The sequence below is a fragment of the Salinimicrobium sp. CAU 1759 genome, from assembly GCF_054482715.1.
The window spans coordinates 1,326,951-1,342,208 of record NZ_JBTLRK010000001.1; the positions used below are offsets into that span (position 1 = coordinate 1,326,951).

At 41.4% G+C, this 15,258-nt stretch carries 11 protein-coding genes; 3 read left to right on the top strand and 8 right to left on the bottom strand.

Annotated elements, in window-relative coordinates; genetic code table 11:
• Window positions 1–4: 4 nt before the first annotated feature.
• The 6 genes from ACXYMT_RS05930 to tamL form a co-directional block, all read right to left on the bottom strand.
• The gene (locus ACXYMT_RS05930) at window positions 5–2,347 is read right to left on the bottom strand and encodes a TonB-dependent receptor (protein ID WP_459058164.1); all 2,343 of its coding nucleotides are present in this window, start codon (window positions 2,345–2,347) and stop codon (window positions 5–7) included.
• A gap of 171 nt (window positions 2,348–2,518) precedes the next feature.
• Window positions 2,519–4,747, bottom strand: coding sequence for a polyribonucleotide nucleotidyltransferase (locus ACXYMT_RS05935; protein ID WP_459058165.1), 2,229 nt, complete (start codon window positions 4,745–4,747; stop codon window positions 2,519–2,521).
• A 304-nt stretch (window positions 4,748–5,051) separates the two neighbouring features.
• Window positions 5,052–5,321, bottom strand: a complete 270-nt coding sequence (rpsO, locus tag ACXYMT_RS05940; RefSeq protein ID WP_459058166.1) for a 30S ribosomal protein S15 — start codon at window positions 5,319–5,321, stop codon at window positions 5,052–5,054.
• A 125-nt stretch (window positions 5,322–5,446) separates the two neighbouring features.
• Complete coding sequence (gene accD, locus ACXYMT_RS05945) at window positions 5,447–6,304, bottom strand: acetyl-CoA carboxylase, carboxyltransferase subunit beta (RefSeq protein ID WP_459058167.1); 858 nt, start codon at window positions 6,302–6,304, stop codon at window positions 5,447–5,449.
• Window positions 6,305–6,371: 67 nt separating this feature from the next.
• Window positions 6,372–7,439 (bottom strand): class II fructose-bisphosphate aldolase, encoded by a 1,068-nt coding sequence (fbaA, locus tag ACXYMT_RS05950; protein ID WP_459058168.1) that lies wholly within the window; start codon window positions 7,437–7,439, stop codon window positions 6,372–6,374.
• A 42-nt stretch (window positions 7,440–7,481) separates the two neighbouring features.
• The gene (gene tamL, locus ACXYMT_RS05955) at window positions 7,482–10,046 is read right to left on the bottom strand and encodes a translocation and assembly module lipoprotein TamL (RefSeq protein WP_459058169.1); all 2,565 of its coding nucleotides are present in this window, start codon (window positions 10,044–10,046) and stop codon (window positions 7,482–7,484) included.
• Between the two features lie 37 nt (window positions 10,047–10,083).
• On the opposite strand from tamL, the gene ACXYMT_RS05960 reads away from it, so the two are divergent.
• Window positions 10,084–10,827, top strand: coding sequence for a TrmH family RNA methyltransferase (locus ACXYMT_RS05960; protein ID WP_459058170.1), 744 nt, complete (start codon window positions 10,084–10,086; stop codon window positions 10,825–10,827).
• On the opposite strand, the gene porT is transcribed toward ACXYMT_RS05960, so the two are convergent.
• Both porT and ubiE read right to left on the bottom strand, forming a co-directional pair.
• Window positions 10,814–11,521 (bottom strand): type IX secretion/gliding motility protein PorT/SprT, encoded by a 708-nt coding sequence (gene porT, locus ACXYMT_RS05965; RefSeq protein ID WP_459058171.1) that lies wholly within the window; start codon window positions 11,519–11,521, stop codon window positions 10,814–10,816. The genes ACXYMT_RS05960 and porT overlap by 14 nt on opposite strands.
• A 4-nt stretch (window positions 11,522–11,525) precedes the next feature.
• The gene (ubiE, locus tag ACXYMT_RS05970) at window positions 11,526–12,254 is read right to left on the bottom strand and encodes a bifunctional demethylmenaquinone methyltransferase/2-methoxy-6-polyprenyl-1,4-benzoquinol methylase UbiE (protein WP_459058172.1); all 729 of its coding nucleotides are present in this window, start codon (window positions 12,252–12,254) and stop codon (window positions 11,526–11,528) included.
• 132 nt (window positions 12,255–12,386) lie between these two features.
• On the opposite strand from ubiE, the gene trkA reads away from it, so the two are divergent.
• Window positions 12,387–13,736, top strand: coding sequence for a Trk system potassium transporter TrkA (gene trkA / locus ACXYMT_RS05975; RefSeq protein ID WP_459058173.1), 1,350 nt, complete (start codon window positions 12,387–12,389; stop codon window positions 13,734–13,736).
• Window positions 13,736–15,232 carry a TrkH family potassium uptake protein gene (locus tag ACXYMT_RS05980; RefSeq protein ID WP_459058174.1) on the top strand — a complete coding sequence of 499 codons (1,497 nt, stop codon included), beginning with the start codon at window positions 13,736–13,738 and terminating at the stop codon, window positions 15,230–15,232. The genes trkA and ACXYMT_RS05980 overlap by 1 nt, the downstream gene beginning before the upstream one ends.
• The last annotated feature ends 26 nt before the right edge of the window (window positions 15,233–15,258 follow it).

Here is a 15,258-nt window from a genome sequence, read left to right on the forward strand (position 1 = left end):
TTTGTTACAGGTTTACCTTGAGCGACAGGTTAAGCCGTGTTCCATTACCTTTAATATAATTGTTTGGTCTTGCATCCCACTGAGAAATTGGAAGATAGTAATCTTCGTTAAGAAGGTTTTGCACTCCCAGACTTAAAAGTGTATTAGCAGTCATGTTATAGGTAGTAGTAAGGTTAACTAGATTTATAGAGTCAACAGGCCCCTGACCATAAACATATGTTCCATTTGGTCTTGGATCGAATCTGTCCCTGTCTCCGCTGTAAATGTGTGCCAGGCGCAAATTCACTTTACTGAAGACGTTATAATTGAGGTAAGAGGCTATTTTAAGGGGTGGTATTCTATCCCCATTCATCCAAAGATCATAGTCTCCATTATCTTCTGAATCCAGCTTTCCTTCAATGTATGAGACTGAGGTGCCAAAAGTGAGATTTTGAGACAGTCTTGTATCAAGTGCCAGTTCGTAACCATAGACCTTTTCAGGTTGGCGGGCAATTTGAAAAATTCCGTCTACTTCACGATAGGTAGCTCCGAGTTCAGATGTGCTTATGAAATATGCTCCGCTCAGAGAAGTTTTTCCGAAGGTGCTACTAAAACCAATTTCATAATTGTTGGCGATCACAGCTTCCGAAGAGATCTGGCCCACAGTATTTTCTGTTGCACTTCTCAGGGTGCGGCCAAGATCGGCGATAGAGAAACTTTGGGAGAAGCTTACGAATGGCTGAATGTATTTCCAACCGTTATACCTCAACCCGGCATTAAATGTTGTGGCGTCATATTTGAGCTCTCCCCCTTCAACAGAGACATTTCCCTGCGGAGTTCCACCATTGGGCATAATGAAGATTGTGGTATAGTCAGGAATGTCGATATTAATGTTCTCAAAACGAATTCCGGCTTTTAGAACAAAGTCATGATACAAGGTCTTCAATTGGGCGTATGGGGCGAAATTCTTCATATCAACTTCAGGAACCCAGAGTCTTCCATCCACGAGATGTTGAGATGTTACGTCATTAAGTATATCAATTCCGTAAAGAAGGTCTCCGGAAAATTCTGCTCCCAATGCATATGGAGTTCTAAAGTTAGCACGTATTCCTTTTTTGTCTGATTCGATCATTGACTGCCCCCCTTCATATCCTGTTTCGCTGTTGAAGAAGAAAGGGGAGTAGCCGTAAACGGTCTTGAAATCCTGAAAATAAAGATTGGCATTAAAATCTGTGTCACCAATGAGGTCAAATGAGTTGTATGTGAGCTGCCCGTTGTGGTTGTAACGGTTTCCCTGGTCAACCCCCAATACTTCACCGATGACGCCAATAGCAGGACGCTCTCCATACACCCCCGCCTGGTTGATGTACTCTGTGTCCTGATTGCTGCTGAAGTAGTTGTACATGAACTCAACAGAATTATTATAATCAATTTCGTAGTTGAGTTTACCAAAGAAATTGTACTGATTCGTTTCTCCCAAACCATAGGAAGGTGATACGACTTCGCCATTAGCATCTCTAAAGATCCCGGTTTGGCCGAAACTTGCATTCGCTACGTATCCTAGCTTATTAACCTGTCCTGAAAAAGTTTGAGATAATTTCGAACTAAGGGTGTGTTCGGTGTTAACAAGGGAAATTCCGCTGCTAAGTTCTGTAGTGCTTTCAAGTTCCTTGAAAGCCTTTGGAGTTTTCGTTATATAGTTGATGATCCCGCCATCTGCCCCGTTACCGTAGATTGCAGTTGCACCTTTAATGATCTCAATTCTTTCAATAACATTTGGATCGATGGTATTCACATCTCTGCTTCCGTTACGCAGAGGCGTAGACTGTGGAATTCCGTCGATAAGGATAAGCATTTTCCTTCCTCTAAGGGTTTGACCCGTGCTGCTGGTTTGGCTGGTGCTCAAAGCCAGTCCGGGGACCTCGTTCATGACATCGGCAATAGAATTGCTGGTAAGATTTAGTCTTTCAATTTCACGGGAATTGAGAACTGAAACAGAAGAAGGAACTTCATCCAGAGTTTCTGTTCGTCTGTTGGTGGTGATTATTATTTCTTCAAGGTCCTTAAGTTCTTGTTCCAGGACAATGTTCAAAATTTTATTTTCTCCTGCCGCCAGGTTCAATTTTCGTGTAGTTGGGACATATCCGGGGGCGGTAATCACAAGAGAATAACTTCCTGCAGTCAATGCTGGAAAACTGTAGGTGCCATCTGCGCCTGCTGTCGTGGTTATTGTTGAATTTTGAAAACTTAGAGCTGCATAAGGCACTTCTTCGCTTTGAGGTCCGGTGACCTTGCCGGAGAGTGAAGCAGTTTGTGCAGTTGTGAGTAAACTTAAGAACATAAAGCTGAGAAGGGGTAGAAATCTCATCGTATTTTTATTTGGATTTATTATAAATTAGGGGCAAATGTAGAATCAATCTAAATAAAAACAAAGCAAGAGGCAGGAATTATTTTACCAAAAACTTAAGCCGTTGAAGATGAGCAAAAAAAAATCGCCCTGCTTTGATGGCAGGGCGATTTACTATTAAAAATTCAGGTTTTAGTTCCTGTCATTTCTGTCGCGATTTCCTCTGGAGCGGTCATCACGCCCTCGATTGTCGCGTCTGCCACCATCACGGTTGTTATCCCTGTCTCTTGGAGGTCTAGCCTGGAAACCTTCAGGTTTTGGCAAAATAGCCTTTCTTGAAACTTTTGGTTTTCTGGTCTTAGGGTCGATTCCGAGGTATTTTACCTCAAACTCATCACCCATGTTCACAACGTCAGAAACATTTTCTGTACGTTCCCATGCCAGTTCAGATACGTGAAGTAAGACTTCATTTCCTTTGGCTTCCTTGTATTCAACTACGGCACCAAAATCCAACATCTTAACAACTTTTACTTCGTAAACCTTTCCAACTTCAGGTTTAAAAGTGATTGCCTTGATACGTTTTTTAACTTCGTCGATCATCTCCTGGTTTACACCTAGAATTTCGATCACTCCCATGTCTTCAACTTCTTCGATCACAATGGTAGTGCCGGTTTCCTTCTGCATTTCCTGGATTACTTTTCCACCAGGTCCAATCACTGCTCCAATGAATTCTCCCGGGATCTCCACTTTCTCCATTTTTGGAGCGTGAGCTTTCACATTTACATTTGGTTCTGCAATGGTCTCAGTTAATTTATCAAGGATGTGTAATCTTCCTGCTCTGGCTTGTTTTAAGGCTTTTACAAGAATCTCATATGCAAGTCCTTTAACTTTGATATCCATTTGACAAGCTGTAATACCATCTGCAGTTCCGGTTACTTTAAAGTCCATATCTCCAAGGTGATCTTCATCTCCCAGAATGTCTGAAAGTACTGCGAAACGATCTCCATCAGAAATAAGTCCCATGGCAATTCCTGAAACTGGTTTCTTTAGTTGAATACCCGCGTCCATCATTGCCATGGTTCCGGCGCAAACCGTTGCCATAGATGATGATCCATTTGATTCAAGTACTTCTGAAACTACACGTACAGTGTATGGGCAATCTTCAGGAATCATTCCTTTTAAAGCTCTTTGAGCCAGGTTACCATGCCCTATTTCCCTACGTGAAGTTCCGCGGATAGGATAGGCCTCTCCTGTACTAAAAGGAGGGAAGTTATAGTGAAGATAGAAGGTCTCCTCACCCTGGTGAGTAGGCATATCTATCATATTTGCTTCTCTTGAAGTACCAAGGGTCACAGTGGCAAGTGCCTGAGTTTCTCCTCTTGTAAAAATAGCAGAGCCGTGAACAGATGGAAGATAATCGATCTCACACCAGATAGGGCGAATTTCATCTGTCTTTCTTCCGTCAAGGCGTAAACCTTCAGCAAGAGTCAATTCTCTTACAGCCTCTTTCTCAACTTTATTGAAGTAGTTCTTGATAAGATCTTTCTTCTCTTCAAGCTCCTCTTCAGAGAACATTTCAAGAACTTCATCTTTTACTGCGGAAAATGCATCGCTGCGCTCATGTTTGCTATGAGCTCCCTTTGCAATGTCATAGATCTTTTGATAAGCAGCTTCGCGGATCTTGTTGTATAGATCTTCATCAGAATCTGCAACAGCATATTCTCTGGTTTCTTTTCTTCCGAAAGCATCGGCAAGACTATTCTGCGCTTCGATCTGTTTTTTGATAGCTTCGTGAGCGAATTTAATAGCATCGGCCATTTCTTCTTCGCTAATTTCCTTCATCTCACCTTCCACCATCATCACAGAATCTGCAGAAGCTCCAATGATCATGTCGATATCAGATTCTGCCAGCTGGCTGCGGCTAGGGTTGATCACGAATTCTCCATTGATCCTACCTACACGGGCTTCGGAAATTGGAGTTTCGAAAGGAATATCCGAAAGTTGAATAGCTGCTGAAGCTGCCAAACCTGCAAGTGCATCGGGCATTACTTCTTCGTCATGAGACATCAACTGGATCATCACCTGAGTTTCATAACGATAATCTGAAGGGAAAAGTGGGCGCAGTACGCGGTCAACAATTCTCATCACAAGAACTTCGCCATCGCTTGGACGGGCTTCTCTTTTGAAAAATCCGCCGGGATACCTTCCTGCGGCTGCAAATTTCTCTCTGTAATCTACAGTCAATGGAAAAAAGTCGGCTGTACTTTTATTGTAGTTCGAAACTACTGTACAAAGCAACATTGCATCTCCCATTTGAACAACAACAGAACCATGGGCCTGTTTTGCCAGTTTTCCGGTCTCGATGGAAATGGTCCTGCCGTCTCCAAGGTCGATAACCTCTCTAAATGTTTTTGGAATCATAAATTTTTAATTCTACTCCTGCTCATGCAGGTTTGTTAAACAATGGTCTCCCGTTTATTCTGAACGGGACAGTTGTGTTGTTGTTGTGGGTTGTGAAGACCAATGAAAAACTGCCTTTTGTTTTCTCACCTGCTAAGTCAGAAAAACTAGAGGTGTCAAAAATGAGCTTTTATTACTGATTTTTTTCAGGTTAAAAATTACACAGAATTTTCAAGGGAAAAGAAAAAGGAGTAATAATTTTTTATAAAAGCTGCTTTTTTAGAAGAATTGGAATAAAAAAAGGGGCCGCAATAGCCCCTTTTAATTATTTTCTTAATCCTAGTTCTTTAATAATCGCACGATATCTTAAGATATCCTTCTTCATTAAATAATCCAGCAGGCTTCTTCTTTTACCTACCAGCTTCACTAGTGACCGCTCTGTATTATAATCTTTACGATTTTTTTTCAAGTGCTGGGTCAAATGTTCAATACGGTGAGTGAACAGAGCAATTTGCCCTTCGGCAGAACCGGTGTCGTTCTTCCCTTTTCCGTGTTTTGCAAAAAGATCTTCTTTTGCTTCCTTAGTTAAATACATTCCAATATTAATTTTAATGATTTTTATGTATTGACAGCTTTTCTGCCAGGCCGCAAAGATAATATAATATTAAATATTAGCAGGCTAAATTTTTACTTTTCTGAATACCAGTCAAAAATGACATTTTACGCCCTTATTGGCTGATTAAGAATTAGGTCGATATATTTATTGACCTTGTTCTTTAATTCAGATCTCTTGGTGATGAAATCAAGAAATCCGTGTTCCAGGAGAAATTCAGAAGTTTGAAAGTCTTCGGGAAGATCTTTTCCCGTAGTGTCCTTTACTACCCGTGGTCCTGCAAAACCTATCAAAGCTCCCGGTTCAGCAATATTAATGTCTCCCAACATTGCAAAAGAAGCGGTGGTTCCACCTGTGGTAGGATCTGTACAAAGAGAAATGTATGGTATTCCGGCATCTGCCAGTTGCGCCAGTTTAGCGGAAGTCTTCGCCAACTGCATCAAAGAAAAAGCGGCTTCCATCATTCTTGCTCCTCCAGATTTGGAAATCACCATAAGCGGGATCTTGTGCTCCAAAGCATGATCGGCTGCACGTGAGATTTTTTCACCTACCACCGAACCCATGGACCCTCCAATAAAGGCAAAATCCATACAGGCTACTACCAGCTCTTTTCCTTTTGATTTCCCTACTGCCGTACGAACCGCATCTTTAAGACCGGTCTTTTTCTGAGCATCCTCCAGTCTATCTGTGTACTTTTTGGTGTCCTCAAATTCCAGGGGATCCCGGGATGAGAGGTTCTTGTCAAGTTCTGTATACTTATTATCGTCAAAGAGAATTTTGAAATATTCGTTGCTTCCAATTCTCACGTGATATCCGTCTTCCGGACTTACGTAAAAATTCTTTTCCAGCTGCTCTGCATCAACGATCTTTCCTGTTGGGGACTTATACCACAATCCTTTAGGGACATCTTTTTTGTCTTCGGTTGCAGTTTGTATTCCCTTTTGTGTTCTTCTAAACCAGGCCATATTGTATAGGGATTAAAAAAGAAAGGCCGCAAAAATAATATTTCTGAAGCCTTTCTAAAATAGGTTTTTAAAGTGTATTTACATTATTGAGGTCTTCAAAAGCCTTTTTTAAACGGGCTTTAAAAGTAAGTTCTCCTTCACGTACCCATTTTCTTGGGTCATAGTGTTTTTTGTTAGGAGAATCGGCACCTTCCGGATTACCGATTTGTGATTTCAGGTATTCAGACTTTTCGTTCATGTAGTCACGAATTCCTTCCATGTAAGCATATTGAAGATCTGTATCTATATTCATTTTGATCACTCCGTAATCAATTGCCTCTCTTATTTCTTCAACAGTGGAACCACTTCCGCCGTGGAAAACGAAATCAATGGTGTTTTCTTCAACTCCATACTTTTCAGATATAAAATCCTGAGAATTTTTCAGAATTACAGGAGTTAGTTTAACGTTTCCGGGTTTATATACCCCGTGAACATTTCCAAAGGCAGCTGCAATTGTGAACTGGTCGCTCACTTTACTCAACTCTTCATAAGCGTAGGCCACCTCATCTGGTTGGGTGTATAATTTTGAGGAATCAATATCTGTATTGTCCACTCCATCTTCTTCACCACCGGTTACACCTAGCTCGATCTCTAATGTCATGCCCATTTTGCTCATACGCTCCAGGTATTTCTTGCAGGTTTGAACATTTTCTTCCAAAGACTCTTCAGAAAGATCCAGCATGTGAGAGCTGAAAAGTGGTTTTCCAAACTGCTCAAAGTGTTTTTCACTTGCATCGAGCATACCGTCTACCCAGCCGGTAAGTTTTTTTGCACAGTGGTCTGTATGAAGAATGACAGTTGCACCATAAGCTTCTGCCAGTTCATGTATATGTTTTGCGCCGGCCACAGCTCCTGCTATGGCTGCTTTTTCGTCTTTGTTGGAAAGGCCTTTCCCGGCGTTAAACTGGGCGCCTCCATTCGAGAATTGTATAATTACAGGGGAATTGAGTTCTACGGCTGTTTCCAGAACTGCGTTTATTGTGCTGGATCCAATAACATTAACTGCCGGTAAAGCAAATTTCCTGGATTTAGCATATCGAAATATTTCCTGGACCTCTTTTCCAGTGGCTACTCCGGGTTTTATATTATGACTCATGATTTGATTTTTAGGTTAACAAAAATAAGAAAAATAGTCGGGTTAGAAAGGATAATTGATCCCTACGTTAAATACTGCTTTAGAGAGATTATAGCCTCTAAACCATCTGTTTCCTGCTTCTAAAGCAGGGTTGTATGTCTTGAATCCAACGTCGAATCTAAGCACAAAAAAGTCAAAATCATAACGCAGGCCAATTCCTGTTCCCAAAGCCAGCTCCTCAAGATCGCTAAGACTGGTAAAAGTAGATGCTTCTTCTTCTACCACGTCAAAAACGTTCCAAATGTTTCCTGCGTCGGCAAATAGGGCCGCATGTAGGTCACCAAAAAGGTTGAATCTATACTCTGTGCTGAGGGCGATCTTCATGTTTGCCTCATTAAATTCATTCCGGCCGCCACTGCTGCCGGGTCCGAGTGAGTAGGGCTGCCACGCCCGATTATCATTTGGCCCTCCTGCAAAAAAGGACCGGATAAATGGAATGCTGTTGGAGTTGCCATAGGGGACAGCTATCCCGCCGAAGGTGCGAATTGCAATGACGTTATCCCGGCCGAGATCCCAGTGCTTAATATAATCAACTTCAGTCTTTAGGTATTGAGAAAAATTCACCCCGAAAAGGCTAAATCGTCCCGATTCATCTTTTTCTACACCGGCAAGCTCTGAAACAGCTGCCAGAATATTTCCGGCAGCTTCAATCTTCACCCGTAACCGTGAAAAATCTTCATCGTAAATATTCTCTTTCTTGTTAAGAATGTATGAGAAATTGGTGGCGTAAATAAGGTTGTCTTCAGTTAGCCTGTTCTTTCTTTCTCTAAGGTCGTTAAGGATTTCGGTTTGAGGTGCTGTAAGTCCGGTTACGCCTCCTGTTCGTGCAGCCCGTAAAAATCCGTCGGCACCTTCGGGAATTTGAAGAAATCGCCCGCCTTGATCACCAATGGTGTAAAATTGATCTGGAGCCTCAACGTTATCTGCAGTTGCTACCTGGTTCAGCTCGAGATAAGAATTTCGGTAAACATTGAAATAGTTATCAGTATTAAGATTCCGGATATATTGAATATTTACAAGGTCAAGGAGGTGCGTGAGGTTATCACTGGGCAGCCATCGATAATTCATTACGGCAGTAAAACTCTGCTTATCAAGACCAATATTTGTTTGTGTGCTGGCACCCACCCCGAGAGTGGTGAAGGGGTACATATACTTTGGAATAAATCGTTCTGTCTCGAACGGAAACAAAATTCTCGGTAGGGTGAGATCAACATCAACTCCTACTTCGGTAATATCAAAGAACCGATCGGAATCATTTGCAGCATCCTTGGAAGAGCCTATGCTTCCACGGCCTCCAATTTCTAGGATTTCAGCCCCTCTAAAGACGTTTCTGATCAAGAGGGAGCCTCCAAAACCAATTCCAAATTTTTGAATATTACTTTGGGAGAGATCGAATTCAAATCCGAGGGAATATTTTTGTCTCGGTGTGAGGAACACATTTGCAATGAGATCTGTTCCGGTTGTATCTGAAGGATCTTCCATGTACTGGATGTTTGGGTACCTAAAGATCCTGAGCTGGTTGAGACGATTATAGGTGAGGGTTCTGTCGGCATCTGAATAGATTGTTCCCGGAGTAATAAAGACTGCATTTGTGAGTGCCTGTGGTCGAAACTCCAGTTGATCAAAGCTGTAAATATCGTAGCCTTCATTAGATGCAGTATCTGTAATTGGTTCATTCCTGTTGTCAAACCTGTAATCGGGAAAAATATTTACTTTGCTAACTTTATGAACTTTGTAAGGGACACGTGTTTCTACACCATCTACGGTGGCTTCATGATTTTGGATGATAACAGCAGTATTCACTTTATTATTCGTGTTCACAGTGTCTGCTTCGAAGCTAATGTACTCCTGCTCGAAATGATATAGACCGTTATTGCGGTAGAGCTGAGTCAAGCGTTCTCTTTCGGCACCATAATCCTGAGTTTTATACTGCACCCCGGGCACTATCGATGAATTTGCTTTATGAGCCTCGTAAATTGAATCGGCCACTATAGACGCTATTCGGGTGGTGATGGAGTCGACAATATAAGGCTCATTGGGAGTAACAAAATAATTGACTTTAGCCCGTTTCTTTTTGGTTGGAATGATCTCATAGCTGGTTTCGGCATTGAACCAGCCGTTGTTCCAGTACCAGGCTTTTAGTCTTTCTGCAGAACGTTGGGCCTGGCCTTCAGTAACAATAGCAGGAGGCTCTCCAGTCTTCATGATCCATTCATTGATGTTGACATAGATGTTGCCGAGCCTTACTACCTGTTTTTCTGAAAGTAAATTTGCGAGTCTTTCCGGCCTGTTTGGTTTCTTATGAAGCCACTTCAAATAAGTAGTGTCAGGATTGGGATTGGCTACGTTGTAGAGATAAAGCTGCAATGGAAGGCCCAAAAAGGTCTTATTTGGCTCCTGATAGATTTGATTGTAAATATTTCTTTGAGAAATCTCTTCACCATTGACAAAAATGGTGTTTTCTGTGAGGAGCCTTTGATCATCTTCAACTCTTTTTACAGCGTTACAGGAAGAAAGAAATAAAGCAATTAAAAGAATTAATGATATTTTTGCCCGCAAATGTCTCAAGTAGCCTTTTTAATGTGCTCAAAAATACAACTTTGGTATGTTTAGCAAAAGCCAAATTAAACTTATAAAAAGCCTGTCTCAAAAAAAGTTCAGGATGAAGAATGGGCTTTTCTTAATGGAAGGCAAAAAAGGCATTTTTGAACTCCTAGATTCTCCTCTTCAGCTTTATGCTCTTTATACTACAGAAGATATTTTCCAAGCTGAAAAAGAGAAAACTTTACTTATTTCTGAAGCCGATCTTAAGAAGATAAGTAACCTGCACACCCCGCAAACCGCTTTAGCTGTTTTTCATATTCCACAACCGGAAGCCCCTTATGTGGGAGGATTACAGGTAGTACTGGATGAGATACAGGATCCCGGCAATTTAGGAACCATAATCCGTTTATGTGACTGGTTTGGAGTAAAGGACCTCATTTGTTCCTTTGGAACGGTGGACTGCTATAATCCAAAGGTTGTTCAGGCCACTATGGGTTCTATCGCCAGAGTAAACATCCACTATAGCAATATATCTGAATATCTTGCGCATGCCAAAACAAAGACAAAAGTCTATGGCACTTTTTTAGAAGGTGAGAATGTTTTCACAAAACATCTTTCCTCCGATGGACTAATAGTCCTTGGAAACGAAGCAAACGGAATTTCTAAAGAAGTCGAAGAGCTGATTACTGAAAAAGTAAATATCCCTCAATTTGGTGCTTCACAAAACACTGAAAGCCTTAACGTAGCAACAGCCGCTGCAATTTTTTTAAGTGAGTTCAGGCGAAGAAGTTTTACTGAAAGGTAAAATTAATGAACAGTCCGCGAGAGGACATTGATTCTACGTTACCTGTATAAAAACTATTCGGGTTGTCATCTCTCACCAGTTCATCATTAATGGCAAATACACCTCTTATAGAAGGCGTAAACTTGAAGTAGTAGAGGTACAGGTCAATTCCAAAACCTATTTCGTAATAGTAGTTATTTGTGGTCATTCGGAACTGCCCATCTGCGTTATCGTCTGGATTATTTTCGTTGCTTGAAAGATTAATGGATGTAGAAGCGCCACCCACTACAAAAGGTTTGTAGTTGCCAATACGGGTAGTGGAAAACTTTAGAAGTAAAGGTACATGCACAAAAGTTGAGTTGATCTCCCTGAATGTCTTGCTATCGGCTTTGGTTACCTGAAAATTGATCCTGTTAAAAGAAACCCCAGGTTCCAACCTTAGGTCGAGGTGATCGCTGAGTCTCATATTACCTATAAGTCCAACATTAAAACCTATAGTTCGATCTACAGAAAAATCTTTTCCGGTGGCGGGACTAGCGACATAATTCTTATAATCAAAATCAAAGTCGTAGGTATTGAAACCTAGAAAATACCCCCAGGAAAAGCGCTGCATATCAAAATTAGGGTTGTTGATCACTTTATCTCTGCCAAACAATTGAGCATGCGCAGGCAATGCGAAAAGTATGGCAATTACCAGTATCAGGAACTTCTTCATAGATCTATTTTGATGCCGAATAAATTGTAGCCACTCCCATAGTTTGAGGCTTGTGGCTCACATCTATAAACCCAATTTCTTTTAAAATATTGTTGAGCTTTTCCCCATATGGGAAAGCAGCTGCACTTTCACTCAGGTAGCTATATGCCACTTTATCCTTTGAAAAGAGTTTGCCAATAAGGGGAAGTAGGTTTTTGGTGTAGAAATAATATCCTTGTTTTAATGGGAAGTTAGTAGGAACAGAGGTCTCTAAAATGACAAATATTCCTCCCGGTTTTAAAACTCTCAATATTTCAGCCAATCCTTTTTCAAGATTTTCAAAGTTTCGTACCCCGAAAGCTACCGTGATGGCATCAAAACTGTTATCTTCAAAGGGCAGGGCTTCAGAGTCTCCCTGGATCATCTCTATTTTTCCGGTAAGTTCTTCTTCCTTGATCTTTTTTCTGCCTACAGCCAACATGCCTTCGGAAAGGTCAAGTCCCACGATTCTTTTGGCTCCGGTCCTTGCAAGGCTTATGGCAAGATCCCCTGTGCCGGTTGCGATATCAAGAACAGCCTGAGGATTTGTTTCAGAAACCATTTTTACTACCTTCTTACGCCACTTTACGTCAATGCCGAAGGAGATCACCCTGTTTAGGCCATCATAGTTGGTTGAGATGGTATCAAACATTTGCTCAACCTGTTTTTTCTTTCCCAGATCTGAATCTTTATATGGAGTGATCTTTTTTCCCATTCAAAAAATTTTCGCCAAAGATACAAGATTATCCACCAAATGCTGAGGCTTCAAACTAAATACTTCCACAGTATTTTGTTTTGGATGAGCTAAATACCTTAACTTTGTTCCCCTTGAACTTACTCGTTCCTTATGAAAATAATCATTGCCGGTGCCGGTGAAGTAGGATTTCATTTAGCTAAATTATTATCATATGAATCTCAGGACATCACCCTGATTGACAATAACAGAGAAAATCTCATTTATGCTGATGCCCACCTTGATATTCGCACGTTAAGAGGAGATGCTACTTCTATTGCGGTACTTAAAGATGCACAGGTCAAAAATGTGGATCTTGTGATTGGGGTAACGAGCAGTGAAACTACAAATATTACCGTATGTGTACTTGCTAAGCAATTAGGCGCAAAACGCACAATCGCCAGAATTGCAAATACCGAATTCCTCGATAATAAGAACGAAATTGGTTTTACCCAGTTTGGGATCGATGAATTGATCTCTCCTGAAGCCCTTGCTGCCCGGGAGATCGAATTGTTACTGAATCAGTCTGCGTTCAACGACAGCTATGAGTTTGAGGACGGAGCTCTTACTATGGTAGGGATGACATTGTCTGACTCGGCAGCTTTTGTAGGGAAATCGGTGAAGGATACTGCCAAGATATTTCCGGGAATCCATTTCATGCCCATTGCCTTAAGAAGGAAAGATACTATAGAAACCATCATTCCCAGAGGTAATACTACCTTCAAGGATGGCGATCAGGTTTATTTTGTTACTACCAGGGGAGGAGTGAACGATCTTTATAAGCTTACGGGAAAAAAACGCCAGAACATGAAAAATGTCATGATCCTGGGAGGAAGTAAAATAGGGCGTAAAGCATCCACCGACCTGTGTAAAAAGAAAATGAATGTCAAATTGATCGAAAGCGATAAGGATACCGCTTTTGATCTTGCAGATGAATTACCCAAGGCTCTTGTTATTCATGGTGACGGAAGAAATGTTGAGTTACTGGAAGAGGAAAGCCTTCAGGATATGGATGCTTTCATAGCAGTTACAGGTAATTCGGAAACCAACATCATGACCTGTCTCGTAGCAAAATCAAAAAATGTAAAGAGAACAATAGCACTGGTGGAGAACATGGATTATTTTCAGTTGAGCCATTCTATTGGAATAGATACTCTAATTAACAAAAAACTCTTGGCGGCCAGTAATATCTTTAGATATATTCGAAAGGGAGAGGTGGTAGCCATGACCCGGCTAAGTAATATGGATGCCGAACTTCTTGAGTTCATAGTTAAGCCTACATCCAAAGTAAGCAATAAAAAGATAGTCGACCTGGATTTCCCTCGTTCAGCAATTATTGGAGGAGCAATACGAGATGGAATAGGAGTGATCGCTTTAGGGAACTTTAAGATACTTCCCGGTGATAGAATAGTAATTTGTTGCCTTCCCCATGCCATTCAAAAAGTTGAAAAATTGTTCTTGTAATGCCCAGAGTTAATAAGCCCATTATAAGTCATATCATGGGAGTGTTGCTGGTTTGCAATGGAGGCTTTATGCTTTCGGCAGCTGCAGTTAGTTTTTACTATGAAGATGGCGTAGTGCTGGAGATATTGACGGCGGCGCTTATCACAATGGGAGTGGGGTCTCTGGCCATGCTACTCACCAGGGGGCATAAAAAGGAAGTCAAAAAAAGAGACGGTTATCTAATTGTGACCTTTGGCTGGATCTTTATGGCCTTGAGTGGGACCTTGCCCTATGTAATAAGTGGAAGTATACCGTCCTTTACGAATGCCTTTTTTGAAACGATGTCTGGCTACACAACTACTGGCGCGTCGATTCTCAACGATATTGAATCTGTACCCAAAGGTTTGCTGTTATGGAGAAGCCTTACTCATTGGATAGGTGGTATGGGAATTATTGTTCTGGCAATTGCAATACTTCCGCTGTTGGGAATTGGAGGAATGCAGCTTTTTGCTGCGGAAGCGCCAGGGCCAAGTGCAGATAAACTGAAGCCAAGAATTACCGATACCGCTAAAAGACTCTGGTTCATTTACGTGGGACTAACTTTTGCTGAAACGATTTTGCTATACGTTGCAGGAATGGGATTATTTGATGCTGTGAACCATTCCCTTAGTACATTGTCAACAGGAGGATTTTCGACTAAAAATGCCAGCCTTGCATTCTGGAATGATAATCCGCTGGTGCAGTATATTGTCTGCCTTTTCATGTTCCTTGCGGGAACAAACTTCGTAATTAGTTATTTCGGCTTTAAAGGTAATTTCAGCAAGGTTCTGAGAGATGAGGAATTCAAGTGGTACACCTATTTTGTCGTTGGTTTTACGATAATTGCAACCCTTATAATCTTTTTTAAAGCAGATCCCTCTCTTTCTTCAATAGAACACCCGATGGTGTTGGGAGAATTTGAAAGCGCTTTTAGACATGCCTTATTCCAGATCCTCGCAATTGTTACCACTACGGGATTTGTCACTGCAGATTACACAATGTGGACCACATTTTTGACTGTTTTCTTCTTCGGAATTTTCTTCCTGGGAGGTTCTGCGGGATCTACTGCAGGTGGTGTGAAAGTAATGCGGCATGTCATCATGATAAGGAATGGGTTGATCGAGTTTAAAAGAACCCTTCACCCTAATGCCGTTCTTCCTGTGCATTACAATGGAAAGAGCATTAGTAAAAAGATCGTTTTTAATATTCTCGGATTCTTTATTCTTTACATGTTGTCCTTTATTATTGGGGCGGTGGGGCTTGCTGCAATGGGACTGGATTTTGAGACTGCCATTGGAGGGGCTGCTTCTTCGCTTGGAAATATTGGTCCGGCCTTTGGTGATCTTGGGCCGGTGAATAACTTCGACTCCCTGCCTCCACAGGGTAAATGGTGGTGTTCTTTTTTAATGTTGATTGGAAGACTTGAACTTTTTACCGTTCTAATTCTCCTGACTCCTTTCTTCTGGAGAAACCGTTAGGTTTAGTCATTGTCGATAGTCGATAG